Source organism: Labedaea rhizosphaerae (assembly GCF_004362825.1).
Lineage (GTDB): Bacteria > Actinomycetota > Actinomycetes > Mycobacteriales > Pseudonocardiaceae > Labedaea > Labedaea rhizosphaerae.
Window position 1 is genome coordinate 827,386 of the sequence record NZ_SNXZ01000001.1, and the last position, 26,955, is coordinate 854,340.

24 protein-coding genes, 1 tRNA gene and 1 pseudogene are annotated in these 26,955 nt (G+C 67.4%); 8 read left to right on the forward strand and 18 right to left on the reverse strand.

Annotated elements, in window-relative coordinates:
* Positions 1 to 13: 13 nt before the first annotated feature.
* From EV186_RS03615 to sp36, 6 genes are read right to left on the reverse strand one after another with little or no spacing between them, the layout of a single operon-like run.
* A complete protein-coding gene (locus EV186_RS03615) occupies positions 14 to 790 on the reverse strand; it encodes an MBL fold metallo-hydrolase (RefSeq protein WP_133847637.1) in 777 nt (258 codons plus the stop codon).
* Positions 787 to 1,659 carry an NUDIX hydrolase gene (locus EV186_RS03620; RefSeq protein ID WP_133847638.1) on the reverse strand — a complete coding sequence of 291 codons (873 nt, stop codon included), beginning with the start codon at positions 1,657 to 1,659 and terminating at the stop codon, positions 787 to 789. The genes EV186_RS03615 and EV186_RS03620 overlap by 4 nt, the downstream gene beginning before the upstream one ends.
* Positions 1,660 to 1,706: 47 nt before the next feature.
* Positions 1,707 to 2,837 carry a hypothetical protein gene (locus EV186_RS03625; RefSeq protein WP_133847639.1) on the reverse strand — a complete coding sequence of 377 codons (1,131 nt, stop codon included), beginning with the start codon at positions 2,835 to 2,837 and terminating at the stop codon, positions 1,707 to 1,709.
* Between the two features lie 15 nt (positions 2,838 to 2,852).
* Positions 2,853 to 3,464 carry a hypothetical protein gene (locus tag EV186_RS03630; RefSeq protein ID WP_133847640.1) on the reverse strand — a complete coding sequence of 204 codons (612 nt, stop codon included), beginning with the start codon at positions 3,462 to 3,464 and terminating at the stop codon, positions 2,853 to 2,855.
* 19 nt (positions 3,465 to 3,483) lie between these two features.
* A complete protein-coding gene (locus tag EV186_RS03635; protein WP_133847641.1) occupies positions 3,484 to 3,939 on the reverse strand; it encodes a RidA family protein in 456 nt (151 codons plus the stop codon).
* Positions 3,936 to 4,097 (reverse strand): Sp36 family protein, encoded by a 162-nt coding sequence (gene sp36 / locus EV186_RS03640; RefSeq protein WP_133847642.1) that lies wholly within the window; start codon positions 4,095 to 4,097, stop codon positions 3,936 to 3,938. Before sp36 ends, EV186_RS03635 begins: the two co-directional genes overlap by 4 nt.
* A 489-nt stretch (positions 4,098 to 4,586) precedes the next feature.
* Between sp36 and EV186_RS03645 the strand changes: the two genes are divergently transcribed.
* The 4 genes from EV186_RS03645 to bagB all read left to right on the forward strand — a co-directional run bounded on the left by EV186_RS03645 (position 4,587) and on the right by bagB (position 9,482).
* On the forward strand, positions 4,587 to 6,992 hold the full coding sequence (locus EV186_RS03645; RefSeq protein ID WP_166659005.1) for a protease pro-enzyme activation domain-containing protein: 2,406 nt from the start codon (positions 4,587 to 4,589) through the stop codon (positions 6,990 to 6,992).
* A 69-nt stretch (positions 6,993 to 7,061) separates the two neighbouring features.
* On the forward strand, positions 7,062 to 7,313 hold the full coding sequence (locus tag EV186_RS03650) for a hypothetical protein (protein WP_133847644.1): 252 nt from the start codon (positions 7,062 to 7,064) through the stop codon (positions 7,311 to 7,313).
* Between the two features lie 46 nt (positions 7,314 to 7,359).
* A complete protein-coding gene (bagA, locus tag EV186_RS03655; RefSeq protein ID WP_133847645.1) occupies positions 7,360 to 8,358 on the forward strand; it encodes an ATPase BagA in 999 nt (332 codons plus the stop codon).
* Positions 8,355 to 9,482: an ATPase BagB gene (gene bagB / locus EV186_RS03660; RefSeq protein WP_133847646.1), complete on the forward strand. Its 1,128-nt coding sequence runs from the start codon at positions 8,355 to 8,357 to the stop codon at positions 9,480 to 9,482. The genes bagA and bagB overlap by 4 nt, the downstream gene beginning before the upstream one ends.
* Positions 9,483 to 9,504: 22 nt before the next feature.
* Here the strand turns inward: bagB and EV186_RS03665 are convergent, their stop codons facing one another.
* On the reverse strand, positions 9,505 to 9,822 hold the full coding sequence (locus EV186_RS03665; RefSeq protein ID WP_133847647.1) for a WhiB family transcriptional regulator: 318 nt from the start codon (positions 9,820 to 9,822) through the stop codon (positions 9,505 to 9,507).
* A 223-nt stretch (positions 9,823 to 10,045) separates the two neighbouring features.
* Here EV186_RS03665 and EV186_RS03670 point away from each other — a divergent pair, with 223 nt between their 5' ends.
* The gene (locus tag EV186_RS03670) at positions 10,046 to 12,517 is read left to right on the forward strand and encodes a transglycosylase domain-containing protein (protein ID WP_208115463.1); all 2,472 of its coding nucleotides are present in this window, start codon (positions 10,046 to 10,048) and stop codon (positions 12,515 to 12,517) included.
* Positions 12,518 to 12,922: 405 nt separating this feature from the next.
* Here EV186_RS03670 and EV186_RS03675 read toward each other — a convergent pair whose 3' ends face one another.
* Positions 12,923 to 13,393 (reverse strand): GatB/YqeY domain-containing protein, encoded by a 471-nt coding sequence (locus EV186_RS03675; protein WP_133847648.1) that lies wholly within the window; start codon positions 13,391 to 13,393, stop codon positions 12,923 to 12,925.
* A 33-nt stretch (positions 13,394 to 13,426) separates the two neighbouring features.
* Between EV186_RS03675 and EV186_RS03680 the strand changes: the two genes are divergently transcribed.
* From EV186_RS03680 to EV186_RS03690, 3 genes and pseudogenes are all read left to right on the forward strand, one after another.
* Complete coding sequence (locus EV186_RS03680; RefSeq protein ID WP_424981958.1) at positions 13,427 to 14,389, forward strand: metallophosphoesterase; 963 nt, start codon at positions 13,427 to 13,429, stop codon at positions 14,387 to 14,389.
* 17 nt (positions 14,390 to 14,406) lie between these two features.
* Positions 14,407 to 14,483: transfer RNA gene (locus tag EV186_RS03685), tRNA-Pro, on the forward strand.
* Positions 14,484 to 14,933: 450 nt separating this feature from the next.
* Positions 14,934 to 15,947 (forward strand): annotated as a pseudogene (locus tag EV186_RS03690) (IS481 family transposase).
* Positions 15,948 to 16,095: 148 nt separating this feature from the next.
* On the opposite strand, the gene EV186_RS40740 reads toward EV186_RS03690, so the two are convergent.
* The 10 genes from EV186_RS40740 to EV186_RS03740 form a co-directional block, all read right to left on the reverse strand.
* Positions 16,096 to 16,521, reverse strand: a complete 426-nt coding sequence (locus EV186_RS40740; protein ID WP_133847649.1) for a cytidine deaminase family protein — start codon at positions 16,519 to 16,521, stop codon at positions 16,096 to 16,098.
* On the reverse strand, positions 16,469 to 18,961 hold the full coding sequence (locus EV186_RS03700) for an NACHT domain-containing protein (RefSeq protein ID WP_133847650.1): 2,493 nt from the start codon (positions 18,959 to 18,961) through the stop codon (positions 16,469 to 16,471). Before EV186_RS03700 ends, EV186_RS40740 begins: the two co-directional genes overlap by 53 nt.
* Positions 18,962 to 19,268: 307 nt before the next feature.
* Positions 19,269 to 20,786, reverse strand: a complete 1,518-nt coding sequence (locus EV186_RS03705; protein WP_133847651.1) for a tyrosine-type recombinase/integrase — start codon at positions 20,784 to 20,786, stop codon at positions 19,269 to 19,271.
* Between the two features lie 10 nt (positions 20,787 to 20,796).
* On the reverse strand, positions 20,797 to 21,108 hold the full coding sequence (locus tag EV186_RS03710) for a helix-turn-helix domain-containing protein (RefSeq protein ID WP_133847652.1): 312 nt from the start codon (positions 21,106 to 21,108) through the stop codon (positions 20,797 to 20,799).
* 109 nt (positions 21,109 to 21,217) lie between these two features.
* Positions 21,218 to 22,627, reverse strand: coding sequence for a DUF3631 domain-containing protein (locus EV186_RS03715; RefSeq protein ID WP_243753800.1), 1,410 nt, complete (start codon positions 22,625 to 22,627; stop codon positions 21,218 to 21,220).
* Complete coding sequence (locus EV186_RS03720) at positions 22,624 to 23,133, reverse strand: hypothetical protein (protein ID WP_133847654.1); 510 nt, start codon at positions 23,131 to 23,133, stop codon at positions 22,624 to 22,626. The genes EV186_RS03715 and EV186_RS03720 overlap by 4 nt, the downstream gene beginning before the upstream one ends.
* Positions 23,134 to 23,157: 24 nt before the next feature.
* Positions 23,158 to 23,436, reverse strand: a complete 279-nt coding sequence (locus tag EV186_RS03725; protein ID WP_243753801.1) for a hypothetical protein — start codon at positions 23,434 to 23,436, stop codon at positions 23,158 to 23,160.
* A gap of 139 nt (positions 23,437 to 23,575) precedes the next feature.
* Positions 23,576 to 25,759: a DUF3631 domain-containing protein gene (locus tag EV186_RS03730; RefSeq protein ID WP_133847655.1), complete on the reverse strand. Its 2,184-nt coding sequence runs from the start codon at positions 25,757 to 25,759 to the stop codon at positions 23,576 to 23,578.
* A complete protein-coding gene (locus EV186_RS03735) occupies positions 25,756 to 26,532 on the reverse strand; it encodes an ABC transporter permease (RefSeq protein ID WP_133847656.1) in 777 nt (258 codons plus the stop codon). The genes EV186_RS03730 and EV186_RS03735 overlap by 4 nt, the downstream gene beginning before the upstream one ends.
* Before the next feature lie 91 nt (positions 26,533 to 26,623).
* Entirely contained in the window at positions 26,624 to 26,845 is a 222-nt protein-coding gene (locus tag EV186_RS03740; RefSeq protein ID WP_133847657.1) for a hypothetical protein, read from the reverse strand.
* Between the last annotated feature and the right edge of the window lie 110 nt (positions 26,846 to 26,955).

Genomic DNA, 26,955 nt, shown 5'->3' on the forward strand with positions numbered 1-26,955 from the left:
CCCGCGCTGCAGGTCATTTGCTGCGCAGGTACTCCAACTGCGCCGCCACCGACCACTCCGCCGCCGGCCACACGGACTTGTCCACGTCGGCGTACACGATCTCAACCACCTGGCGCGGGGTCGGGTCCGGGCCGAGCTGGGTCAAAGCCGCACGCACCTGGTCCAGCCGTTCCTCGCGGTGGGCCAGGTAGGACGCCGCCACCGCGGGCAGATCCGGCAGCTCCGGACCGTGCCCCGGCAACACGACCGTGCCCGGCGACGCCGAGGTCAGCGAACGCAACGAAGAGAGGTAGTCCGCCAAGGTCCCGGCGATGACGGTCGTCCCGCGACCGAGGACGCTGTCCCCGGTCAGCATCGCTTGACTGTCCGAATGGGACAGTCCGAAGCAGACCGAGTCGTCCGTGTGGCCGGGGGTGTGCCGCACGGACACCGCCACCCCACCGGCGGAGAACGACTCGCCATCCGACAACGAAGGAGCCTGCCAGCACAACGAAGGATCAAACGCACGCAATGGAGCACCGACTCGCGAAGCGAACTCGCGTGCCCCGCCCGAGTGGTCGTGGTGGTGGTGGGTCAACAACACCAGCTCGACCGGCGCCTGCTCGGCGACCAGGGCGAGGTGCGCCTCGTCCAGCTCCCCCGGGTCCACCACCACGCACGCGTCCGCACCCGGCGCCCGCACGATCCACGTGTTGGTGCCGTCGAGGGTCATCGGGCCGGGGTTGTTCTCCAGCACCACCGACGCGAACGGCAACACCGACCGAAGCCGGCCGTAGGCCGGGTGGGTCATCGGCCCTCCAAGGTGTCGCCCGGGCGCGCGTCCAGGTGTGCGGCCGCGCTGTCGTACAACGGGCTGCCCGGCAACACGACGCGCAGCGTGCTGTCCTCGCGGATCACCTTCGGCATGATCTTCTCGTAGCTGCGGGGAGCCGCCATGGCGGAGGCGACCGTCGGGTGCTCGGCCAGCTCGGCGAGCGTCATCCAGGTCGGCGGGAGCAGGCCGCACTCGCCGCGTTTCCAGTCCTCGATGGCCTCGATCGGGCGCTGCCAGTGCGCGTGCTCGGCCTCCGAGGTGCTGTCGTCGGCCAGCTGGCCGTCGGGCATGGCGGCGAAGAAGAACTTCGCGTCGTAGCGGCGGATCTCCTCCAGCGGCGTCACCCACACCGCCCACGGGCGCAGCAGGTCGGCACGCAGCACCAGCCCGGCCTCGGCGAGGAACTGGGCCAGCGAGACGCGCCGGTCGACCAGGTCCTGACGGGCCGCGGCGTACCGGCTGGACGAGGCGACCACGGTCGACGGGTCGGGCCCGGCGAGCAGCACGCCGGACTCCTCGAACGTCTCCCGCACGGCCGCGCACACCAACGCGCGCGCCATCGCGGGCGTGCAGTCGAACTGGGCCGCCCACCAGTCGGGCGAGGGGCCGTGCCAGGCCACCGACGTGTCGGCGTCGCGCTGGTCGACGCCGCCGCCGGGGAACACGGTCATGCCACCGGCGAAGGCCATCGCGGCCACGCGTCGCTGCAGGAACACCTCGATGCCGTCGGCGGTGTCGCGCGCCAGCACCACGGTCGCCGCGTCCTTCGGGGTCGCGGGCGGGTCGGGCGGCACGGGTGGCACCAAACCTTCGGGCAACACCAGTTCCCTGGGCAGCTCAAGCATGCGCCCGAGCTTATGCGGCGAAATGGCCCTGGATCAGCTCGGCGTGATCAGGCCGACGGGAACGGCGGGTGATCGCCCGCCGGCGGCATCCCGTTGACCTGGTGCGTCCCGCTCGACGGCCAGTCGAACGTGCGGTGCGGGCCGGTGTGCTGAGCCGACTGGGCGCTGGGCCACGGCGTGCCGCGCGGCGGCGTCGGCGTGCCCGGACCCTGCTCCCGCTTCGCCAGCTCCTCGTGCAGCTGACGCAGCAGGTCCCGTTCCTGGTCGTTCAACGCCGACTCGTCCTGCGCCGGGTTGTTCGGCACCGGGTTGTTCGGCACCGCGCGGATCACCGGCTTGGCCGGGGACGGCGGGGGCTCGGCCGCCTGCTGCCACGCCGGCGGCTGGTAGGACTGCTCCGCGGGCGCGGGCATCGGCGCGAGCTCCGGCTCGGCCACCGGCTCCGGGTCGGGCAGGTAGCTGAACGGCTCGCTGGACTGCGACGGCGGCTCGGCCAGCGGGGACTCGGCCAGTGGGGGCTCCGGGTCCGACTGCCACGAGGGCACCTGGTCGGCCTGGTAGCCGCCGGGCAGGTCGAGCTTCGTCGCGTGCAGCATGGCGTCCGCGTGGTAGGACTCGCGCGGCACGCCGTCGCGCAGCACCTCGACGGTGGCGTGGATGTCCGCGCGCTGCAACGCGTGCTGCATCCGGTACGCCGTGGCGGGTGCGACGCCGGTGGCGCCGAGTTCGACGAGCACCACCCGCTGCGGCACCGGGCCCGGGCTCGAGCCTGCGGGCGTGGTGCGCCACACCGCCCACACCGAGGCGATGTCGGGTAACGCGTCGAGCACGGGCACCAGCGCGTCGGCGACCCCTTCGGCGGCCGGCTGCTGCGCGGCGCGCCCGTCGGTGAACCGGTGCCGGACGCCGCCGCCACCGACCGCGAGGCCGTCGAGCATGGCCGTGTCGCAGTTCGCTGCGGCGACCAAGTCGACCAGAGCGGTCCGCTCCTTCGCCGAAACGGGGATCGCGCCCGCCACGAGGCAACCGGCCACCAGCTCGACCGCGCGGTCGAGCTCGGCGGACGCGAGCAGGGCCCGCGCCTCGGTCACCGCGTCGTCATCGAGCCTGCCGGCCAGTGCCAGCAGCGTGTCGTGCACTCGGATCGGGAGCGCGACACGGTCCGCGACCTGTGTCACAAGCGTCTCCTTCCCTCAGCTAGCGACGGGCGTTGCGCCCACGAGCAGCGGCTCGGCCGCGTCGGCGGCGGCGCGGTGGTACGCGGTCAGGTCGGCACCCGGCGCGACGACTTCGACGCTGGGCGCCCGGCCCCCGAGCGCGCGCAGCACCCGCTGCAGCTCGCCGGTCAGCTCGGCGTGCCTGCCGGACGCGGTGACCAGCACGATGCGCTGCGACTCGGTGCGCCCCGAACGCGGTGCGCGCCAGCACATGCCCGCGCTGATCACGTCCGGCCGGCCGTGCAGCACCGCGGTGAGCACGACGGCGACCGGATCGCCCAGAGTCGCCCGATCGGGTGACTCTGGGGTGAAGGTGTAGCCGAGATCGTCGATCTCGTCCACCCAGGGGATGGCGGTGAGCCGTCCGGCGTCCACGCCGGTCGCACCGAAGGCGGCCGACAGCATGCGGGATTCGGCGGCGGTGATGCCGACGCGTTCACGCAGCAGGGTCAGCGGGAGCATGCGGGCCAGCGCCTGCACCGAGCCCGCGGCGTTCCAGTCGCGGAAGCGCCACAGGTGCTCGTCCGGCAGCCGTCCGGCCAGCCGGAGCAGCAGTTCGTGACAACGCTGTTGGGTCTCGACATCCATGCGGGGCCTCCCCGACCTCTCAGCGGACCTCGACGATCAGTTCGACCTCGACCGGCACCCCGAGCGGCAGCTCGGCGACCCCGACCGCGGACCTTGCGTGGGCACCCTGCTCGCCGAAGACCTCGCCGAGCAGTTCCGACGCGCCGTTGACGACCGTGGGCTGGCCCGTGAACCCCTCGGCGGAGGCGACGAACCCGACCACCTTCACCACCCGCACCACCGAGTCGATGCCGACCAGGTCGTGCACCGCGGCGAGCGCGTTCAACGCGCACGTGCGGGCGTGGCCCTTCGCTTCCTCGGGGCTGATCTCGCCGCCGACCTTGCCGGTGGCGGCGACCGCGCCGTCGACCAGCGGGACCTGGCCCGCGGTGTAGACGAGCGAACCGGTTCGCACGGCGGGCACATACGCGCCCGCGGGCTTGGGCACGGACGGCAGCTCGATGCCCAGCTCGGCCAGCCGCCCGGACCAGGTCACGCCGATCCCTGCGGGCGCTTGAGGTACGCGACGAGTTGCTCACCGGTCGGGCCCGGCAGCACCGTCACCAGCTCCCAGCCGTCGGATCCCCACTGGTCGAGGATCTGCTTGGTCGCGTGGACCAGAAGCGGCACCGTCGCGTACTCCCACTTGGTCATGCGATGCAGCGTAGATGAGCGCGCAGGGTCATCTCATCCCCACGCCCGACGGGTCGCCACCGATCGGTCACCAGGTCGAACGGCCGCCTTGTCCGCAGGAATGCGAATACCGAAGTAAAGAGATGGAAAAGGCCGCCACAGCCTTCTCTTCACACCCGCTACTTTCCGTTGCTAATCAACCGGCTCGGCCGTCACCAGCAGTGACCCATCCTACTTTGGTCGTTAACCGGACATTTTTGGCAAGCTTTCACAGCCGTTCACACTGCGCCCAGAACTGGGAAAACAAAACACGCGGCCCGTACAGTTTCCGGTGTTAAGTTTCCGATGCCGGGCGTGCGCGCCGTCGCGCTCCGGCCCTTATTCCGTCGATCACGCAAGGTCACCGGCCCCCTGCTCGGCCGGCGATGACGCATGCCCTCCGCCGGCGCGGGAGAGCGCGCGTGCATGTCATGCCCACTACTGGCGTTTCATCGCGAGGGAGAAACAACAGTGAGATTGACCCGTGCCGCTTCGGCGGCGCTGATCTCCGCGGTGCCACTGGTCGCACTGGCCGTGGCACTTCCCGCGGACGCGGACTCACAGCCGCACGTGACCCCGTTGTCCACGAGCGCCGCACCGAACATCGCGAGCGCGAGCAAGCTCGGCCCGGCCGACGCGAACAAGCAGGTCCAGGTCGCGGTCAGCCTGAACCTGCGCGACCGGGCCGGCCTGGACGCCTTCATCGCCCAGGTCAACGACCCGCACTCCGCGCTCTACCAGCACTACCTGACGCCCCAGCAGTTCGCCGAGCGGTACGCGCCCACCCAGGCGCAGGTGGACTCGGTGCGCAAGTACCTGGCCGACCAGGGCCTGTCGGTGACCGGCGTGGCGAGCAACCGGATGGCGGTGGACGCGAAGGGCACCACCGCACAACTGGAAAACGCGTTCCACACCGCCATGTCGCGCTACCACGACGCGAAGTTGAAGCGGGACTTCACCGCCAACGACTCGGCGCCGAGCGTGTCCAGCTCCATCGCCCCGCTGATCAGCGGCGTCTCGGGCCTGAACGACCACTACGTCCGCCACCACCAGGACGTCCAGCCGGCGGCGACGCCGAAGGTCGGCTCCGGCCCGGCCGGCGGGTACACCCCCGCCGAGCTCAAGAGCGCGTACGGCATCAACACGCTCGGCCTCGACGGCTCCGGCCAGAAGGTCGCCGTGTTCGAGTTCGCGAACTACGTGCAGACCAACATCGCCCAGTACAGCTCGCACTACGGCCTGGGCTCCCCGACCCCGGTCAAGGTGAACGTCGACGGTGGCAACACCACCCTCGGTGACGCCGAGGTCGAGGTCGAGCTGGACATCGAGGTCGTCAACGCGATCGCGCCCAAGGCGAACGTCGACGTCTACATCGCGCCCAACAGCGACGCGGGCGAGATCGACATGTGGAACCAGCTGGTCAGCAACAACGTCCCGATCACGTCCTCCAGCTGGGGCCTGTGCGAGCTCGACCGCACCGCGGCGAACCTGTCCGCTGTGGACAACGCGGCCGCCCAGGCCGCCGCGCAGGGCATGACGTTCCTGTCGGCCGCCGGTGACTCCGGCGCGTACGACTGTGAGCGCGACGGCGGCTCGAACACCACCAAGCTCGCCGTCGACTTCCCCGGTTCCGACCCGAACGTGACCAGCGTCGGCGGCACCGACCTCGCCCTCTCCGGCGGCGGCTACGGCTCCGAGTCGGTGTGGAACGAGAGCGGCGGCTGGTCCGGCGGCGGCGGTGTGTCCAACACCTACGCGCGTCCGTCCTGGCAGACCGGTCCCGGCGTCGACACCGCGGCCAAGCGGCAGGTGCCGGACGTCTCCGCGGTCGCCGCGGGTGGCGAGTACTCGATCTACACGCAGGGCAGCTGGACCACGGTCGGCGGCACGAGCGCGTCCACCCCGTTGTGGGCGGGCTACCTCGCGCTGGTGAACCAGAAGGCCGCCTCGCAGAGCAAGCCGCGGGTCGGTGCCGTGAACGCGAAGCTGTACCAGATCGGTGCGGGCAGCGGCTACGGCAACGCCTTCCACGACGTCACCACCGGCAACAACCGCTACTACAACGCGGCCGCCAACTTCGACAAGGCCTCCGGGTGGGGCTCGCCGAAGGCCGCGGGCCTGACCGACGCCCTGCTGGGCGGCGGCGGCACCGGTTCGATCTCGGTCACCAACCCGGGTAGCAAGACCGGCACGGTGGGCACCGCGATCAGCACGCTGCAGCTCTCCGCGAGCGGCGGCACCGCGCCGTACACGTGGACCGCGAGCGGCCTGCCGGCCGGTCTGTCGATCTCCAGCTCCGGCGCGATCACGGGCACGCCGAGCACGGCGGGCACGTACAACGTCACGGTGACGGCGACCGACTCGTCGTCGGCCCACGCCACCGGCAACGCCTCGTTCACCTGGACGATCAGCGGTGGTGGCGGCGGCACCTGCTCCGGTCAGAAGTTCGCCAACCCGGGCTTCGAGACCACCGGCGGCTGGACCACCTCGTCCGGCGTGATCAGCACGGCCAGCGGCAGTGCGGTCCCGCACAGCGGCACGCACTTCGCGTGGCTCGACGGCTACGGCTCGACCCACACGGACACCGCCGCCCAGACGGTGAGCATCCCGGCCGGGTGCCACGCCACGCTGACGTACTACCTGTACATCAGCACGAGCGAGACGGGCTCCATCGCCTACGACAAGTTCACGGTGAAGGCCGGCAGCACGACCGTGCAGTCGTACTCCAACGTGAACCACTCGACGGGCTACGTGCAGCACTCGGTCGACCTGTCCGCGTACGCCGGGCAGTCGGTGACGATCACCTTCACGGGTAGCGAGGACTCCTCCCTCGCGACGTCGTTCCTGGTGGACGACACGGCTCTGACCCTGAGCTGAGCACCCCGAGGTGACGAAGGGGCGGTCGCGGCAACCCAGCCGCGACCGCCCCTTCAGTATGTTGACCCCGTGGAGCTGCCCAGGGTGATCGCCGCGGCCCTGCTCGCCGTCAGCGGGCTCGTGCTCGTGCTGTACGTGATGGCGAAGGCACGCGAGCGCAAGGGCAGCACCAACGGATCGGTCGCGCTCGCCGGCGTGATCACGCTGGTCGTCTTCGCGGTGCTGACCGTGCTCGTGCTCACCGTGCTGCCGATGTGGCTCACGTGGACGCTGGTCGTGGTCGCCGTGGTGACCGTCACCGTGATGGCCGTCTCGAACTGAGGCCGTCGGGGCGGCACCGGCCGAGGTGGACATTTACGCTGAACTCGTGACCACCCCCGTCGCCGGCTGGCCCGCGGCCCGTGCCCGGTTGCACGTGGTGACCGGCAAGGGCGGCACCGGCAAGACGACGGTCGCCGCGGCGCTCGCGCTCGCCCTGGCGACCGGGGGCAAGCGGGTCCTGCTCATCGAGGTCGAGGGCCGCCAGGGCATCGCCCAGCTCTTCGACACCCAGCCCCTCCCCTACGAGGAGACCCGGATCGCCTCGGCACCGGGCGGTGGCGAGGTCAAGGCGCTGCACGTCGACGCCGAGGAAGCGCTGCTCGAATACCTCTCGATGTTCTACAACCTGGGCTTCGCCGGCCGGACGCTGCGCAGGCTCGGCGCCATCGAGTTCGCCACCACGCTCGCGCCCGGCCTGCGTGACGTGTTGCTGACCGGCAAGGTCAAGGAGACCGTCGGGCGCACCGACGACAAGGGCCGCCACGTCTACGACGCCGTGATCCTCGACGCGCCGCCGACCGGGCGGATCGTGAAGTTCCTCGACGTCACCCGGGCCATGGCCGACCTGGCGAAGGTCGGCCCGATCAAGGGCCAGAGCGACGGCGTGGTCCGGCTGCTGCACTCGCAGGACACCGCGGTGCACCTGGTCACGCTCCTGGAGGAGATGCCGGTGCGCGAGACGCTCGAGGCGGTCGCCGAGCTGGACGCCGCCGACCTGCGGCCCGGCGCGTTGATCGTCAACCGGGTCCGCCCGCCGCGCCTGCCCGCGCGGTCGGTGAACCGGGCCGCGGACGGCCGCGTGGACGCCTCCCGCGTGCGCACCGGCCTGCAGACCGCCGGGCTCGACCTCGACGAGGCGACCCTGGAGGGCCTGGTCGCCGAGACCGTGGAGCACGCCGTGCGGGTGCAGGCGGAGAACTCGGCGCGGGAGATGCTCGAGGAAAGCGACCTCGCCAGCCTGGAGCTCCCCGAGCTCACCGACGGGATCGACCTCGCCGGGTTGTACGAGCTCGCCGAGGCCCTGCTCGACCAGGGGGTTCGGTGACCGCATCCGTTGAGATCGACGCGCTGCTCGACGACCCGGGCACGCGCGTGGTCGTCTGCTGCGGCTCCGGCGGCGTCGGCAAGACGACGACGGCCGCGGCGCTCGCCGTGCGGGCCGCGGAGCGCGGGCGCAAGACCGTCGTGCTGACCATCGACCCGGCGCGCCGGCTGGCGCAGGCGCTCGGGTTGCGCGAGCTCGGCAACGTGCCGCGCCAGGTCGACGTCGAAGGGTTCGAGCCGGCGGGCGAGCTCTCGGCGATGATGCTGGACATGCGCCGCACGTTCGACGACATGGTGCTGGCGCACGCGGGTGAGCAGCGGGCCAAGGAGGTGCTGGCGAACCCGTTCTACAAGACGATCTCCACCTCGTTCTCCGGCACCCAGGAGTACATGGCCATGGAGAAGCTCGGCCAGCTCGCCGCCGAGGGCCAGTGGGACCTGATCATCGTCGACACCCCGCCGAGCCGTTCGGCACTGGACTTCCTGGACGCGCCGCAACGCATGTCGACCGCGTTGGACGGCCGGATGATCCGGTTGCTGTCCGGGCCCGGGCGGGCGGGCGGCTGGGGGCTGCGCAAGATCGTCGGCGGCACGGTGTCGTTGTTCGCGAAGGCCGTCTCGACGATCGTCGGCGGTCAGTTGCTGGCCGACGCGTCGGCGTTCGTGCAGGCCTTCGACAGCATGTTCGGCGGGTTCAAGGCGCGCGCCGCCAAGACGTACGAACTGCTGCGCTCCTCGGGCACGGCGTTCCTCGTCGTGGCCGCGCCGGAGCCCGACGCGTTGCGCGAGGCCAGCTACTTCGTGGAACGGCTGAACAAGGAGTCCATGCCGGTGCGCGGGCTCGTGGTGAACCGGACCCACCCGGTGCTGGCGACGTTACCGGCGGTGCGCGCGCTCGCGGCCGCCGACGAGCTCGACAAGGCCGGCGACGCGCCCCTCGCCTCGGCCGTGCTGCGCCTGCACGCCGACCGGATGGCTGTCGCCGACCGGGAACGCAGGCTGGTCGCCCGGTTCACCAGGGCGCACCCGGGCGTGGCGGTCTGCAAGGTCCCGGCGATGCCCACCGATGTCCACGACCTGTCCGGTCTGCAGGACATCGGTGAGCGCCTGGCCGACGGCGTCTGATCTCTGCGCTCGGGGCGCGTTCCTAGCCGACCTGGGCTTCTTCGGCGCCCTCGTCCTGGTGATCGCGGCGAGCCGCGTCCAGCAGCTCCCGCCAGGACAGCACATCCGGCCTGCGGCGCAGCAAAGCGCGGCGCTCGCGTTCGGTCATACCGCCCCAGACTCCGAATTCGATCCGGTTGTCCAGGGCTTCAGCGAGACACTCCGTGCGCACTGGGCATGCCAGGCAAACAAGCTTCGCCTTGCGCTGCTCGGCCCCCCGCACGAAGAGACCGTCCGGGTCCTCGTCCCTGCAGGACGCACGGACTCGCCAGTCGGCCGACTGATCGGTTTCGAGATCCATGTCTCCCCCAACCCCTTGTCGTCGCGACTTTCTCGACCCGATACCCCCCGGCACCGGGTGCTCCGTTCCCCCTTGCGGTTCGGAGCGCCTGTCGTGAGACGTTGACGGACTCTAGAGGCTGCCGGTTCCCATTCAGTAACCGGGACTCCGACTTGTTACAGAAAGTCAACCTCTCTCGTGTAGCAATCACGTGCTCCATACGGCTCCCGCGTACGCTTGGTTCGTGCGTGTGGGAGACGGTCTTCTCAAGCTGCTCGGTCTTTGCCTGCTCGCCGGCGTGCTGGTCGCCGGCATCCTGTTCCCGCTGGTCGGGGCCATGGGCGTGGTGTCGAACCGGGCATCGGACTCGATCGACTCGATCTCGGCGGACCTCGTCGCCAAGGACCCGCCGCTGGTCACGACCATCACCGACGCGAACGGCAAGCCGATCGCGTACCTGTTCGACCAGTACCGCATCCCCACTTCGGGGGACCAGATCTCGCCGACCATGAAGGCGGCGCTGATCTCGATCGAGGACCGCCGCTTCTACGAGCACCAGGGCGTGGACTGGAAGGGCACGATCCGCGCCGCCGTGTCCAACCAGTCCGGCGGCAGCACGCAGGGTGCCTCCACGCTCACCCAGCAGTACGTGAAGAACTACCTGATCAACGTCGTCTACCGCGACAACAAGGTCGAGCAGGAGAAGGCCCAGGAGCAGACCATCGCGCGCAAGCTCCGCGAGGCCCGCATCGCACTGCAACTCGAGCAGAAGATGACCAAGGACGAGATCCTCACCGGTTATCTGAACGTCGTCGAGTTCTCCGACCGCGTCTTCGGCATCGGCGCCGCGGCCAAGGCCTACTTCGGCACCACCGCCGACAAGCTGACCGTGACGCAGTCGGCGCTGCTCGCCGGCATGGTCAACAACCCGGTCGCGCTCGACCCGTGGAAGCACCCGCAGGCCGCCCTGTCCCGGCGCAACCTGGTGATCGACCGGATGGTCGACAACCAGAAGCTCTCCCCGGACGCGGCGTTCGCGGCCAAGAAGCAGCCCCTCGGCGTGCTCAAGTCGGTGCGCAAGCCGGTCAGCACGTGCGTCGGCGCGGGTCCGCAGTACGGCTTCTACTGCCAGTACGTCGTGGACTACCTGAAGCAGATCGGCTTCACCGACGACCAGATGAAAACCGGCGGCTACACGATCAAGACCAGCTTCGACGCCAACGCCACCAAGCAGGCGTTGCAAGCCGTGACGAACCAGGTGCCCAAGGACACCAAGGGCATCGCGAACGTGCTCGCGCTGGTGAAGCCCGGCACGAAGAAGCACCAGGTGACCGCCTTGGTCGCGAACCGCGACTACGGCGTCGACGGCAGCAAGGGCGAGACGAGCTACGGCCTGCCGTCCAACATCTCCAACATGTTCGGCGCCGGGTCGGTGTACAAGATCTTCACCTCGGCGTCCGCCCTGGAAAAGGGCATGGGCATCAACAACAAGATCGACACCCCGCCCACCTACGTGTCGAAGGTGTACAAGGGCGGCGCGGACAGTTGCCCCTCCGCGGGCGACGGGTTCCACTGGTACTGCGTGAAGAACGCGGGCCGCTACCCGCCGACGATGACCTTGCAGCAGGGTCTCGCCAAGTCGCCGAACACCGGCTTCGTGTCGCTCGAGGACCGGATCGGCGTGGACGGCCCGGTCGACATGGCCACCCGGCTCGGCATGCGCCAGACCATGGCCGGCAACATGGTCGGCCGCACCCCGGACCCGAGCAACGGCCGCGAGGAGTACTCGGTACCGCAGTCGGCGTACTTCAAGTCCCACGGCGGCAAGCCCTCGTTCACCCTCGGGGTGAGCCCGATGAGCCCGCTGGAGCTGGCCAACGTCGGCGCGACGCTGATGAGCGGCGGCATGTGGTGCCCGCCGACCCCGCTGGTGCAGGTGCTCGACCGCAACGGCCGGCCGTTGCCGCTCAACGAGCAGCCCTGTGAGCAAGCGGTGGCGAAGCCGCTGGCCGACACGCTGGTGGTCGGGCTCAGCCAGGACGACGTCAACGGCGGCACGTCGGCGAACGCGGCCTCCCAGTTCCACTGGACCCGGCCGATCATGGGCAAGACCGGCACCACCCAGGACCACAAGTCGGCCGCGTTCCTCGGCGCGATGCCGCAGCTCGCCGGCGCCGCGCTGACGTTCAACGACAGCCCGCACCCCGAGGGCATCTGCGACGCGACCGGCATCGGCCCGCCGCGCCTGTGCGGCGACAACGGCAACATCTACGGCGGCAAGGTGCCGGCCCGCACCTGGTTCGAGGCCATGACCAAGATCATGGCCGGGCAGCCGGTGAAGGGTCTGCCCAAGCCGGACAAACGCTACGTCGACGGCGGTCCCGAACTGCAGGTGCCGAACGTGGTCGGCAAGAGCCAGGAGACGGCCACCAACGAGCTCAAGAAGGCCGGCTACCGGGTCTCGGTGCAGGAAGAGAACAACAAGGCGGCCCGCGGCACCGTCGTCGGCCAGACCCCGCGCGGCGCGCGGTTCAAGGGCGAGACCATCACGATCTACGTCTCGACCGGCTACGTGCCACCCGTAGAGACCGAAGACCCGACGACGACCACGACCCAGCCGCCGCCCAGCGGCGGCGGGGGCGGAGGTACCGGCGGACCGGGCCACGGCACGCCAAGCCATACGTTCATACCGATCCCGCACCCGCCAACCAGGTGACGCCAAAAGGCCTCCTCCCGTTTCTCGGGGAGGAGGCCTTTTGGCGTGCTCAGTCCACACCGCGCACGAGAGTTGTCCACAGGCTGGTAGTTGTCCACAGATCGGCTGTGGATCACCATCGGAGCAGGTCAGACCGATAGACTGGCTGTAGGGGGAGCCCCCGGGAGGGCGGGCCCTGCGCGGGGCTCGAGTTTTTGATCAGCCTGCACGGCCTGGCACTCGTGCGTGTTGTCAACCCAGCAACAGCACCGGCGAGCCCACCACGCTCGGCGCGGGACTCAGACGCATTGCCGGGCTCGGCAAACTCGGCCCACAGCACGGCAACCCGCACGGCCCGTACGCGGTTTCAGCCCTGCGGGCAGACGACGACAGGCCGCCACCGCCAGCACAGGACTCGGGCCGCCGTCAGCCCTGCAGCTTGGCCCGCACGGCGGCGGCGACCCGGCCACCCTCGGCGCGCCCGGCGACCTTCGCGTTGGCGGCCTTCATGACCTGCCCCATCTGCCGCATGCCCGGCGCCTCGCCCAGCTGCTCGGTGACCTCGGTGACCGCCTGCGCCACGAGCCCCTCGAGCTCGGCATCGTCCAGTTGGGACGGCAGGTACTCGCCGAGCACCTCAGCCTCGGCGAGTTCGGTTTCGGCACGCTCCGGGCGGTTGCCGGTGGTGAAGGCTTCGGCGGCTTCCTTGCGCTTCTTGACCTCGCGGGTCAGCACGCGCAGGACCTCGTCGTCGGAGAGCTCACGTGCGCTGCTGCCGGCCACCTCTTCGTTGGTGATGCCGGTCAGCGCCATGCGCAGCGCGGCGACCTTGGTGGTCGCACGGTCCTTCATCGCCGCGGCCAGGTCGGCCTGCAGGCGTGCCTTGAGCTCAGCCATGCCCGGAACGGTACCGGGACTACCCTCGGGCAAGTGAACGGATTGCTTCGGAGTGCGGGCAAGGTCGTCCTCGGCGCGGGTGCGCTGGGCGCGGGAGCGGTGGCGTACGCCGCGGGCATCGAGCGGCGGCGCTGGACGCTGCGCCAGGCGACGTTGCCCGTGTTGGCCGAGACGGCGCGACCGATGCGGGTGCTGCACATCTCCGACATCCACATGTTGCCGGGGCAGGCGTCCAAGCAGCGCTGGATCGCCGAGCTCGACCAGCTCGACCCGGACCTGGTGGTCAACACCGGCGACAACCTGGCGCACAAGCAGGCCGTGCCCGCGGTGCTGCGCGCGCTCGGTCCGCTGCTCGATCGCCCGGGCGTATTCGTCTTCGGCAGCAACGACTACTACGCCCCGCGCCCCAAGAACCCGGCCCGGTACCTGTTCCCGAGCGAGAAGCGCATCCACGGCATCCCGTTGCCGTGGCGCGACTTGCGCGCGGCCTTCATCGAGCGCGGTTGGCACGACCTCACCCACGTCCGCCGCCTCATCAGCGTCGGCGGCCAGCAACTGGCGGTGGCCGGCGTCGACGACCCCCACCTCCACCGCGACAAGTACGGCGAGATCGCCGGCCGCCCCGACCCCAACGCGACGCTGACCCTCGGCGTCACCCACTCGCCGGAACCCCGCGTCCTGGACGCCTTCGCCGCCGATGGCTATGACCTGGTGATGGCCGGCCACACCCATGGCGGGCAGCTGCGCGTGCCTGGCTACGGGGCGCTGGTGACCAACTGCGAGCTGGACCGCACCCGCGCTCGCGGCGCGTCCCGCTGGGGTGCGCACATGTGGCTGCACGTGTCGGCCGGCCTCGGCACCTCGCCGTACGCCCCGGTCCGGTTCGCGTGCCCGCCGGAGGCCAGCCTGCTGACACTCGTACCCCGAGGCACCGGCGAAATCCCAGCTCACAGGGGTACAGGAACCCGCTTCGGCGCCCGTGCGGACGTCCGCTAGACTCGTCTCTGCAGTCACGGGGTGTGGCGCAGTTTGGTAGCGTGCTTCGTTCGGGACGAAGAGGTCGCAGGTTCAAATCCTGTCACCCCGACCAGCAAAGTCGCAGGTCAGGCCCTGTTCGCGGTTGAGCGGACAGGGCCAGACTCGTGTCTGGGGGTGGACTGGGGAGAAATCTGGGAGAAACACCTGCGGCGTTCGGATCGATCTTGGAGGCAACGTCGGCGCATCCGAGGGCGTCAGCGCCTCAACGAGACTGGCGACGTCAAGCCGATAACGCCACAATGAAGCCGACCTACCGGATGCAGCTCACCCTCATACTCCCCAGGCCTTGCTGGCACCACTGGCGCTGGCCTGACAGGCCACACGCGATCGCCCGCCAGAATCTCGCCTCGGGTGCAGAATGGACCGCGACTCAGCAAACACATCTAGTTGTTGCGGGTCATGAGGTTGGTGTCGGCGGGTAGGGCCTGAGACGAGGGGACGGGTCTTCCGGCGGCAGGATGAGAAGTACCACCAACTCGTCCGCCGACAGGAAGACCCGTCCGTGAGTCACCGTAATGCCCCGTTGTCCATTGAGGGCCGTCGCCGTCTGATCGTCCGCTGTCAGTCCCGCCCGATCGCTCATGTCGCCGCGGAAATGGGTATCTCCCGGCAGTGCGCATCGAAGTGGGTCAACCGCTGGCGCCGCTTCGGTGAAGCTGGGTTGGCCGACCGGCCCAGCGTGCCGCACCACCAGCCCACCGCAACCCCCGCGCGGGTGGTGGCACGGATTGAGCGGCTGCGCCGGGACCGCAAGTACTCCGCCCGCCGCATCGCCCACGAACTCGCCGGCGAGGACACCCAGATCTCGGTGCGCACCGTCAGCCGGCAGCTGGCCCATCTGGGGTTGAACCGTCGTCGGTTCCTCGACCCCACCGGGGAGAACAACCGGACACCCCGCAAGATCATCGCCCGCTGGCCCGGGCACATGGTCTATCTCGATGTGAAGAAAGTCGGTGTCACTCCCGACGGCGGCGGCTGGTGGGTGCACGGCAAGGCCAGCGAACACGCCCGCCAGGTCGCACGCACCAAGATCCGCACCAAGACCAGCGGCACCCGCACCGGCTACACCTACCTGCACACCGCCATCGATGGTTTCTCCCGCCTGGCCTACACCGAAGCCCTACCCGACGAAACCGCCCGCACCGCGATCGCGTTCACCCACCGCGCCCGCGCCTTCCTTGCCGCCCACGGCATCACCCACATCCACCGGATCGTGACCGACAACGGCGCCTGCTACCGCGCCCACGACTTCGCTCACGTCCTGCACGGCGCCCGACACCAACGCATCACGCCCTACACCCCACGCCACAACGGGAAAGTCGAGCGCTACCACCGCATCCTGGCCGAGGAATTCCTCTACGCCCACACCTGAGACAGCGAACAACAACGCTCAGAAGCACTGCACATCTGGAACGTGCACTACAACTACCATCGACCCCACACTGCCGCCGGAAACCAGCCACCAGCAACCCGGCTCCACACCGCCGTCACCAACGTCATGGCCTCATACATCTAGTGAACGTCCGCCGAATCGACCACAGGGCGGCGACGGCAGCCACCGCCCTGAATCGCCGATTCCACTCCCCCTATCGTGAGCCCTGACCAGTTCCCGAGAAGTCCAAGCTCCGAAATCCGCATCAGTAGGAAGACAATCTGGCAATCTGCTAATGCGGATAGAAGGGCATCAGATCCTTCGCATATTTGCTGAGCAGGACCTCGCTCGGGGCGTTAGAAACATGGATCTCGCAAGTCGCTCCGCCGAGTTCGAATATCCAGTCCATGCAAGCGCCGCATGGCGTGAAATACTCTCGCATACTAGCCACAGCGATGGCAACGGCGACTCCCCCGTCAGCGCCCACCATAGTCGTGAGGGCGTTTACCTCTGCGTGGATATCGTGGGAGCGGAACCGGTGTTCGACATTACAACCCAGATATACCACACCATTGTCACTAAGAACTGCGGCACCGACTGGCGTCTTTCCGATTACGCGTGCGTGCTCGCGCGCCTGCCAGGCCGCGGAAACGAGTTTGGCCAGGTCAAATTCGTGCGTTGATCTGTCCTTGATCGACCCAGTCTCGAAATGCTTCAAGGCGGCCCTTCCAGCGTTCTCGGTTTATCTCATCAGTCTGCAGTTGATGGGCGCGCTCCAACAGAGGCCAAACTTGAGCGGCCCAGTGCTCTTTCCAGCCCTCTTGATCTCTATCGTATCGCGTGACCAATGCTACCTGGCCTAAGGCCTCAGGAGGAAGCTGTTCTAAGCGGGCACCTACCTCGGCAAGGATCGAGCTTGCGCGATCACTACTTGACAAGGCAGCCATTTCAAGCAGAGAGCGGACGGCCCCGTATACGACCCACGGATAGTCGTCGTGGTCGATCGCAAACAAAAGAAGATCGCTACTGTCGGTGGACGGATGGCAACCGAGAGCATGCACCGCCCGCCAGCGTACTGACCTAGAGATGTCATCTAAGCCATGACGGGCTCCGCGATAAGCTGATCGCACTAACGCAAGATCTTTCTCGTCCATCGATGACCATCGAATAACCTGAGACGCGGTCCACCCAATAAAAGGATTTGCGTCATCGAGCAGAAAGATATCGTTTTCGAACAACGGTTGATCCGAGGACCCTATTTTCGTAAAGAGCGTGACCCAGGTATTAAACCATGGTGAGCGGGCCTTCGGCGCGACCCGCTCAACCTCTTCGACCACGCCTTTGATGCCGACGGAACCGGAGAAGTTGTAGCCTCGGAGTTCATCTAGCTTGGAAGTCCACTCCACAGCGCGGGTACGAGATCCATGAACTCGATCGAACCGCTTCTCGGCGAGCATTGCAGAAAGGGTTACTAAAAGCTCGTCAGAAATTTCCAAGCCATCGCGAATGGCGCGGTCGACGCAGCGGATTGTTGCGAACCAGTTCCAGTTGTACAGTGCCGTCAGGTACGCGGTCATCATGGATTCTGATTCGATTTGATCCACAACCATAAAGATCGCCTCGTAGGTGTTCGCATCGAAGCTGAGCGAATCAAAGGTGCTCGGAACCCAAGAATCCGGACGGTTGTATACGGCTCTGCTACACAGGTAGTCATGAAGGAGTTGGTGATAGAACGATGCGGCCCCCTCCTGTGCGGGAATTAGCAGGCCGGACTCCGCCAGCTTCCTGGCCAATTCGCGTCCAGTTTTCTCAGCCAACGCACTCACATCAAAGTTCAAGCTTCGTTGAGTTTGATATACCGAAAGCGCAAACTCTGCAAGTTGAGTAAGTTCCGATTCCTCAAGTCCCAGACGGTTCTTAAACAAACTTCGGATGGCTTCCGTGCTGTTGCGCCATTCCCACTTGCCAGCCGTGACAGCGATCTCCAGGAAAAACGGGGTTCTAAGTAGCTCATACCGTGCCTCGGCCGCATTCTCAAGCGAGCCTGCGGCATGCTTTTGGACTTCGGCCCATTCAAGGTCTTGCAGCAAAACCTTAGTCCAATTCGAATCAACGTACCTAGCTTCAGACCTATCCGTAATGCAGAGAGACGAGGCTATAGACGATCTGAGGTGTTGCGTTACGACTGATAGAACATGGCCGCTAAGCTCACTCGGCAACTCATTAACTCCGTCAAGAAACCAGATTTGCCACAACGGCTGCTGATTGGAGCCTTGGACAACCTTCGCCAAAGAGTCCTCGTTAACTGGCACTATTGAGCTCTCGAGAATATCGTCGATAGCAATCGATGAATAAGAATCCGCCGCTGCCGACTTATGCTTCCAGGTCTTCAGATTTAGAAAAACGACAACGTTGTCCTGGCGTGCCAGAAGAGACATCGCCTCACGTACGACGAGCGCGCTCTTTCCTGCTCCAGCTTTGGAGCAGACGGCGAGCCAGCGGTTATCATCCAGTAGGTGGCTTAGGGCGATATTTTCTTGGCCGCCTTCTACAACATGATACTTGATCTGAAACTCATATTGGGGCTGGAGCTGTCGAAGCCTCATTGTTAGTTGCTTGCGATATTGATCTACGCCGCTTGCCCTTGTCGCGTCGATCTTGACCGCGCCTCCGCTGATGAGCTCGATCAGCTCGACCTTGTCGCGTTCTCTCGCCGCGTCCGACGCTTCGAAAGCTCTCCTCTGCATCTCCGCCATAATTTTCGCTTGCTCTGCCGCTGGCAGGATCCCAGGGAACTCAGCAACGGCTAGCGTTGCAATTTCTTCGGCCAGGCGGGGATTGAGGCTGTGTCGGCGCGGATCGAGACAAACGAGCACCTCGTCCTTGAGTTCTGCCACAACTCTCATGTCTGGCTGTATGAGCAGAGTCCATATACGTGGCTGAGCAAAAAGCGCTCTCAGTCTGACGAGTTCGCCTTTCTTAGGCCGGAGATTGGGATCAGGTGGAAGCTTGTCCACAACACGTTTCAGCAACGTATCAAAGTATGGGACCTCTGGGGCCTTCTTTCGGAGCCATTTGAAGATGCCGAACGCGAATTTTAAAGAAGATAGGTTCACGATCCCCTCCTGACTCCACGCGCCCTCGCCCCGGTTGCGCATCTGAGAGTCACGCTTTGGTCGATGAGTACTCGCTGAGGGAGGGTCGCAGCATCGCGGACTGCCGTTACACAGACGATCGTGAGTCACTCAAATGCAGATGGAAGTCTGTCTAACATCTCGGCCAAGCTTGGCGTCGCCGACCTGCCTTGCTTGGCTCGTTCGCCGTCAATCGTACTGACGGTCCTCTGTCGGACTGTCAGTACGATTGACGCGGTCGGTGGGAAGGTCGTGATCGAGTTGGACACTGACCAACGCGATGTGTACGTGTGCGCCATCTCAGACGGTGAACTACGTTACTCGATGCTGATCACCTGTCGGCACATGCGCGCAGGAGGCGGCCCAGAACGTTCACTGGCGAACTTTGGTTCATCGACCAACGGGCATGAAGACTCGCCTCCCACGCCCCTGTCAGGTCGTTTAGCAGCCGTTGCCGCATCCATCGGGTGATGTGGGTGTAGCGCGCTTGGACCGAGCCATCCTCGTGGCCCAATCGCTCATCCATGAGCTTCGGCGGTGTGCCGCGCTCGGCCATGAACGTCTTGTGTGAGTGCCGCAATCCGTGCGGAGTGAGACCCTTGGCGATAGGCAGCCAAGACCAGTTCGCCCGGGCATGTGCACCGCGGCCACGAATCGGAACACCGGGCCATGGATCGGCGAGCAACGGCACCGGACGCGGTTCGGCCGGCGCCTTGGTCGGGTACCAACCCGACACGGCAGGCTGGAACAACCAGGTAGCGAAACCAGTCCGGCGCCAATGGGCCGCTCGCTCCCCCACCGCATGACCGCGCACGTAGCCGAGATCGGCTATTGCTGCCTCGACCTTCTCCCGCGTCGCCGAGGGCACAGTCTCGGGACGGTTCAGGACGTTGGACACGGTGCCGGTCGACACGTCGGCGCGCCGGGCGACGTCAACCAACTTCGCTCCAGGGGTCGAGGCCGAACGATTCGCCGGCCGGTGCCCGCTGAACACATACGTTCGCCCGTGGCAGGGGCATGGCTTGGGCTGCGTGCGAGCGATGTGCTCGGAGAGCAGGCGCGACAGCCAATCGGGCGTGTCGACCGTGCGGTGCGAGTCGTCCTTCGGCGGGCACCGGAGCAGTTCGCCCGTGTCGAGTTCGTAGAGCTGCCACTCGACGCGGATGCTGTTCGGGCGCACGTACTCGGTCTCCAGGCCAACCAGCTCGCCCCACCGCATGCCCGTGTACCCCTTCGTCACGACGGCCACGAACTCGTCATCGCGACCCGACAGGAGCGCGGCGCGCTCGGCGATGAGGAGGATGCCGAGGGCATCAGTGACCTTCTTCTCAGGGCCGCGGTTGCGGGACCGGCCTGCCCGGCGTCCCCTCCCCCGTCGCCGCGCCGCAGGGTTGCTCGTCAGCAGGCCTTCCTCGACGGCATCCTCCAAGATCAGGTGCAGCGTCGAGCGCCAAGTCTTGATGCTGGACTCGGCGTAGCCCCGTGCGCGCTCGCCCTTCTCCCAAGCCATGATCCCCGCGGCGCTGATCTCGTGGAGATCCTTGGTTTCAAAGGAAGGCATCAGGTGTTCTTCGATGTGCCGCTTGTAGTTCTGCATGGTCGACGCGGCGAGGTCCTGCCGCGCGTACCAGTCGCTTGCGTACACACCGAACGCGACCTTGCCGCTTGACGGCACGCGCCAGATTCCGGTGCGCACCTTCGCCTCGGCGTCATCGGCCGCCTTCTTGGCATCGCGCTTGTTGCTGAACCGGATCGTCGCCCCAGTGGAGTCGGTGACCGTCCCGTAGCGGCCGGTCTCGATCTTGTAGCGCCCGCGCCAGTAGTTCCCGCGCTTCTCGGCGTATCCCATGTCGTTCCCCCTATGCGACTTCTGAGTTGTCGAGACCGGAGCGCGCTCGGCGCGGAGGCTTGGCGCGAAGTTGAGTGACGGACCCGCCTCGGCTTGCTGACCGCCGCCTCGGTGCCGGAGCAGCGGACTCCGCTGCGTGACCATCGCCAGGACGGCGCTCGAACAAGTTGACGATTTCGGCGATGTGCGACTCCGCGAACAAGTACGCGCCACCGATCCACGCGTACGGGATGCGACGCTTGCGCGCTTGTTCCTTGATCCACCACTCCGAGCAACGGAGCAGCTTCGCCACCTCGGCCGGCCGGTAGAACTTCTCGTTCACGCGATCCCCCTCGGCTCGTCGGTAACCTCGGTAACCCCGGTAACTTCGCTGGTCAGGCGGTTACCGACAGGGCTGGGGTTACCGCTGTGTCGGTAACCGGAGGTGGCTGTCACGCGACCTCCCGAGGTGCGGCGGTTACCGGTGGCTCGGTAACCGGGGCGGCGTCGGTAACCGGCTGAGCTGCAGGGTTACCGCAGTTACCGGGGTTACCGATCTCGGCGGGCAGGTAGCGGCTCCACGCGTCGGCGAGACCGACTTGGCGGTCGGTGGCGTAGGTCGTGTAGCCCTTGACGGTGGTCCCGTCGTGCTTGAACGGGACGACCCGCACGCCGTAGCGGCTCAGCTCCTTGGCCATGCGCCGCGCGTCGAGCATCCGACCGTCCAGGTCGCACCACGGCGACTCGTCCAGCTCCCGCAGCTCGCCGAGCAGCAGCGTGGTCGGGAGCCGATCGGCACCATGACGGCCGTAGATGTCGCGGAGATCGGCGAGCAGTTGCACGCCATGCGATCGGACTTGCGAGCCGCCGTTGAGCACGAAGTGCGTGCACGCGGCCCGTGCGGTGTGCGGCCAGTGGTCGCCGGCCGCGTCGGCGAGGGCCAGCAGTGGTTCCCACACCTCGGCGGATCGGTCGGTCACGCCCTCGGGCATGTCCGGTTCGGCCACGCCCACGGTGTCGGCGACGGACTTCACCCACGCGGCCAGCGCATCCCGGACCGGCCGGGACTCGCGCACGACGGTCCGGTAACGGTACGGCTGGACCTGTTGGTCGTTGCGGCGCTTGCGCATGTGGACGGTGATGGCTCGCGTTGTGATGGTGTCCGGCATGCCGCCCGCGATCCCGGCGAGTGCGGCCGGTGCGAACACGGGGAACCGCTGCACCTTCATCGCCTTGGCGTCACCGACGCACCGCGCGACGGACGCACCGTTCTTGTATCCGGCGTTGAGCAGCGCCCGGAGGTCTTCGTTGCCCGCGCCATCAGCCCGGAAGATCGCGTCGACCTCGTCGAACAGGATCGTCACCGGTCCCTGTGAGACGAGCCGGAACAACGCGGCCGGCGTCGCCGAGACGGTCATCTCCGGCGCGGCGACCAGGTGCGCGGCGACCTCCAGAACGCGGGTCTTGCCGCTGCCCGGTTCTGGGCTGTCCAGGATCAGCCGCGGGGTGATGTAGAACCGCTCGGCTGCGTGGGTGTGCGCATACCAGAGCGTCAGCACGGGCACGCAGTGCTCGTCCGGGAACACGTTGAACCGCGCCACGAACGCGGCCACGTCGTCGAGCACTTCGTGTCCCGCCTTGACGACTGCACCCTCGGGCGGCTCGCCGAGGAACGTCAACGGCACGGCCGGGCGCTGCTCCGGCAAGTCGGCATCCGGGCGGTGCCCGCCGTCGATCGGGCTCCCTTCGGTGCGCGCCGCACGCCACGCGGTCTCGCAGGTTTCAGAGCAGAAGTCGTCCGACGGCGACGCACCCAACGGACGCGCGCACTGCTGGCAGATGTGGTCGAAGTCGTCAGTCACGCTGCCACGTCCTCTCGTCGCTGATTGGGTTCCGAACATGCGTGGCAGACCGTCTGCGGATGCACGACCGGCCTGCGGCGGCACGTCACGCACGGGAATGTGTTGCGCCGCAACGCCAGTTCGGCATACGTCGGTCGGGCGGAGCGACGGCCGCGGTTCGCGTCGGCGATGGCTGCTGACAGGTCGTGCGACATCTGCCGTAGCCGAGCCACGGTGAGCCGGTCCGACTCGTCCAGCTCTCGCCGGAGCCGGGATGCGATTGCCGCGGGTGTGCTCTCGTCCAGCCGAGCGAGTGCCATTGGGATGAGCGCGGCGAGCTTGCGCGGATCGCAATCGGGCAGCGCACGCCACTCCGGGCCGCCGAGCGGAGGAATCGGGCCGTGCCGGGTGGCGGCGACGACCAGCGGTCGCGCCCACTCGCGGACGGCGGCAGGGTTGGCGTGCCGAGCGTTGAGCCACGCTCGGACAGAACTGATGTCGGTCGGGTCGGGCAACTGGTTGGACATGAGAGATTCCTTCGAGTCGTGGGATCAGTCGTCGCGGTTGGCGCGGCGGTAGTTGTCGCGGCTGGTGCGATAGCCGCGGACCACGGCGTTGTAGAACTGGCGTCCAAGTCGGAGAGTCACGCCGGAGCCCTCGCAGCGGCGGCAGAGCCGGATTGCGCCGAGGATCGACGAGCGGAACGCGCCGACTCCGTGGCACGCGCGGCACGCCCGGTACGGGAAGACCGCGCACGCCAGGCTGTAACCGAGGGTCATCACGATCACGACCAGGACGACGACGCCGTTGAGGCTGTCGGGGGTGCTCATGTGGTGTCTCCAGGCAGTTTGCGGGCGCGTTGAAGCCGCGCCTCTAGGAACTAGTGCGCTGATCAGTGAGGATTTGGCGGTCTAGGAGGGGCTCTAGGTCTAGAGGGGGCAGGCTCTAGACCTAGAGCCGCGCGGATGGTTAGCCGCGCTCCTTCTGGCGATCACGTTCGGTGATGGCTGCGGCGATCCACTCGCGTTGAACGCCCATCTTGTTGGCGCCCTTGCCGGTCGTCGGATCGGTGCCCCACACCTGTTTCGTGGCGATGCCGTAGGGCTTGAGCGCGGCGGCGAGCTGGGTCGCCTTGGCCGTGCTCGTCGGCAGTTCGGCCCATGGTCCGTACTCGGCCGGCCGCAACTCGGCGAGGCGATCCACGATGGACACCGACCACGCCTTGTCCGCGTCACCCATCGCGGCGAGCACATCGGCGAGCAGGGTGCTCGACTCGGCGGCGTCGTCCGGTTCGAGGTCCAGCCCGGCGGCGTAGCCGGTCAACCGGCCGGCCGCGATCCGTGCGGCCCGCGCACGTTGGGCGAGTCGCTTGGCGTCCGGGCCGTCGATGTAGACACCCCGCACGATGCGGGCTTCTTCCCCGTCGCCGACCAGGTAGCCGATCCCCTTGTCCCGAAAGGACAGCGTGGTTGCTCGGATGCCGTTCTTGTGGGCGGATGTGCCGAGCACCATGTCGTTCTCGGTGTGGCCACCCACCTTGAGGCAGAACCGGAGCACGGCGTTGGCGCTGATGCCGGTCGGGATGCTCTTCGCGTCCGGCCGCTGCGTGGCCAGGATGATGATCATGCCCAGCGCGGGACCGCGCTTCACCAGGTCGGTGCAGATGTCCTCGAACTCCCCGCCGTGCTCCGGGTGCTCGAACCAAACCTGGCACTCGTCCACGCCGATCACGATGGGATGCAGGCCCAGGGACCTCTTCGACGCCAGGTCGGGCGTGACCTTGTTCTCCGGGCAAAGGTCGTGCGGCAGCTCGCGGATGACCTTGGCTCGGCGGCGCAGCTCGTCACGCAGCTTGCGCAGGTCAGCAATGGCGTACTCCATGTCGTCGGAGTCGTCGCCTGCCCGGTACCGGTGGCAGATCGGCGCCAGCGGCGACAGGTCACCGGTGCCCTTGAGGTCGTACGCGTGCAGCTCCGTGCGCGGGTCCATCCCGGCGATCAGCAGCAGTTCCCGCAGCGTGAACGTCTTGCCCATGCGGGGAACCGCGCCGATCACCACGGACACGAACATCAACGTGACGTCCACCCACCGGCCGCGCTGGTCCGTGCCGAACGGCTGGGCCTTGAACAGGTCCACAGTGGAGCCGGGCTTGCGCAACGGCCATGCCGGTTGTCGCGCCTTGGACATGTCCTGGTCACCGACCCAGAGCACCAAGCGGCCAGGGTGGACCTCGGCGTTGCCGTCCGGCCACACGCAGCCCAGCGGACGACCCAGCGCCGATGCGAGCTTCGCCCGGCGTTCCATGACCTCCGTGACCGTCACGCCAGGCGGCAGGTCGACGTCCGCGCGCCAGCCCGGACCGTCACGGGTGATCGGGGCCGCGAACCCGATTGCGTTGGGGTTCTTGGCAAGGGCCTGGTTGATGCCGCCGATGCCAAGCACGGACAGCGCCCGGACCACGGCGTCACTGGAGAGCTTCTGCACCTTCGCGTCCAATACGGCCCGCGAACCGATGACCGGCTGGTCCTTCGGTGTGCCGAGCTTGCCCAGCACGCCGACGCCGGCCACCCCGATCGCGGCCAGAGCCCAGCCCGGCAACACGTGAGGCAGCACGAGCACCAGAACCATGGCGAGGATCGCAGCCACGATCAGACCTACCAACCGCATGGCAACACGCCGGTCCCGTTGCTGGGACAGCTTGAGGTACAGCTCGGCGTTGTCCGCGGTAGCCGTGCCCGATCGGGCTGGACGTCCCTCCGCATCGGACACGAACCGGCCGGTTGCGGCGGCTGCTCGCAGCACGCCGAGCGGGGCTCGGTATGCCAGCCGCAGCCCGTACAGCGGAACTCGCACGGCGTGGAAACCCACCTTGTGCGCGTAGTGCTTACCTGCCCACTTCGCCGCATCACGAGCATCCTGAACGGACTTGAGGTAGCCCGGGAGGATCGGTTGCCGCTGCTGCGACCGAACCCGGTCCAGCCAAGTCGATCCATCGGTTTCCGCCGTGTCCACCGACGTAGGAGGACCGTCCTCCTCGACGACCTCACCGTCCACAACGGTCGGTGGCTCTTCCTCGGCCTGTCGCGCAGCTGCGGGAAAGTGGATGACGTTCGAGCGGTCCGGTTCGGCGGCCGGCCTGTTGCTGGTCGTCATTGCTGGACCCCCTCGTCCGTGTTGAGCAGGTGTGCAAGTGCGGCGCCGCAACCGAGCACGCCGACCGGCAGGCACGACACGAACGTCGTGACCAACCATGGCGCCGAGACCACGCCGGCCGCGGACATGAGGTGATAGGCCACTTGACCGGCCATGCCGAGTACGAGCGCACCGAAAGCGGACCACATCGCGAACTGACGGGCTTTGCTCGAGTGTTCGCCGCTGACCAGCCAAACCCGCAGAGCGAACGCGGCGTACGCCTCGACGCCGATCGGCAACGTGATCGCCGAATTGATGACCACGTGGTCGGCGATGCCGGGTAGCAGGTTGATCGGCCCGAACCCGGTCATGCTGCCGAGTCCGACCCAGCCGCCCCACACCGCGACGAACGCGGGCAAGGCGAGCAGAACCAACGGCCACGGCTTGACCCGGTGTGGCTTGGCCGGCTGCGCTGGACCTGGGTCTGCGGCAGTCGTGACCTGCTCTTCCGGCTCGAAGGGCTGCATCATGGTGGCCGATTCGGAGTCGGTCTCCGTGTCCGGTTCCGGGACCGCGTGGAGAGTCCGGACGGGGGCCATCTCGGCTTCGCCGTTCAATGCCTCCAGGATGGCGCGCGCCTTTGGCGCACCAACCTGGAACTCGGCCATGATCCGGTTCCGAGACGGGACCGAGTCCAGGTCTGCGGCCCAGTCGCGGACTCGGGGCAGCAGCGCTTCGACCGATCGCGGGTACGCGCTGCCAGTGCTGTTCTTGGGCGTGTTCAGCCCTACCATTGGTGTTCTCCTGCCTTGCTTCGTGAGGGTTGGGAGAACCCGGTCCGGCGTCTGGTTCTTGGAGGTTCCGGTGCGCCGGGCCGGGGCGAACTCAAGCCGCGGTGTCGTCGGCATGCGACTCCGCCGGGCGGGTCAGAAACGCGGCGTCGATGGTTCGGCGGACAAGGCGCCGAACGTGTCGACTGGTCGCCACCTTGTCGGCGAGCATGCTCGGCTCTGGTGCAGCCGCGAAGTACTCGCTGATCAGTGCATCAACGTCCGCCTCGTACAGGCCGTCCGGCGCGTAGCTGAGCGGCGGCAAGTGATCGTTCACGTGGTCAACTCCAGTGCTGTGCTGGGAGGTCCTGGGGACACCAGGGACGCTAGGCAAGACTGCTAAGTCTGTCAATAAGCTTAGTTGTCTAGTTGGCTTGCACGAGTCGC

Excerpts from the sequence above, each read along its gene's own strand:
- EV186_RS03705 (WP_133847651.1), bottom strand. The coding sequence starts at position 20,786 with ATGGGATACGCCGAGAAGCGCGGGAACTACTGGCGCGGGCGCTACAAG.
- EV186_RS03700 (WP_133847650.1), bottom strand. The coding sequence starts at position 18,961 with ATGCGCAACCGGGGCGAGGGCGCGTGGAGTCAGGAGGGGATCGTGAAC.
- EV186_RS03615 (WP_133847637.1), bottom strand. The coding sequence starts at position 790 with ATGACCCACCCGGCCTACGGCCGGCTTCGGTCGGTGTTGCCGTTCGCG.
- sp36 (WP_133847642.1), bottom strand. The coding sequence starts at position 4,097 with ATGACCAAGTGGGAGTACGCGACGGTGCCGCTTCTGGTCCACGCGACC.
- EV186_RS03730 (WP_133847655.1), bottom strand. The coding sequence starts at position 25,759 with ATGACGACCAGCAACAGGCCGGCCGCCGAACCGGACCGCTCGAACGTC.
- EV186_RS03630 (WP_133847640.1), bottom strand. The coding sequence starts at position 3,464 with ATGGATGTCGAGACCCAACAGCGTTGTCACGAACTGCTGCTCCGGCTG.
- EV186_RS03725 (WP_243753801.1), bottom strand. The coding sequence starts at position 23,436 with ATGAGCACCCCCGACAGCCTCAACGGCGTCGTCGTCCTGGTCGTGATC.
- EV186_RS03675 (WP_133847648.1), bottom strand. The coding sequence starts at position 13,393 with ATGGCTGAGCTCAAGGCACGCCTGCAGGCCGACCTGGCCGCGGCGATG.
- EV186_RS03735 (WP_133847656.1), bottom strand. The coding sequence starts at position 26,532 with ATGGTAGGGCTGAACACGCCCAAGAACAGCACTGGCAGCGCGTACCCG.
- EV186_RS03620 (WP_133847638.1), bottom strand. The coding sequence starts at position 1,659 with ATGCTTGAGCTGCCCAGGGAACTGGTGTTGCCCGAAGGTTTGGTGCCA.
- EV186_RS03720 (WP_133847654.1), bottom strand. The coding sequence starts at position 23,133 with ATGTCCAACCAGTTGCCCGACCCGACCGACATCAGTTCTGTCCGAGCG.
- EV186_RS03665 (WP_133847647.1), bottom strand. The coding sequence starts at position 9,822 with ATGGATCTCGAAACCGATCAGTCGGCCGACTGGCGAGTCCGTGCGTCC.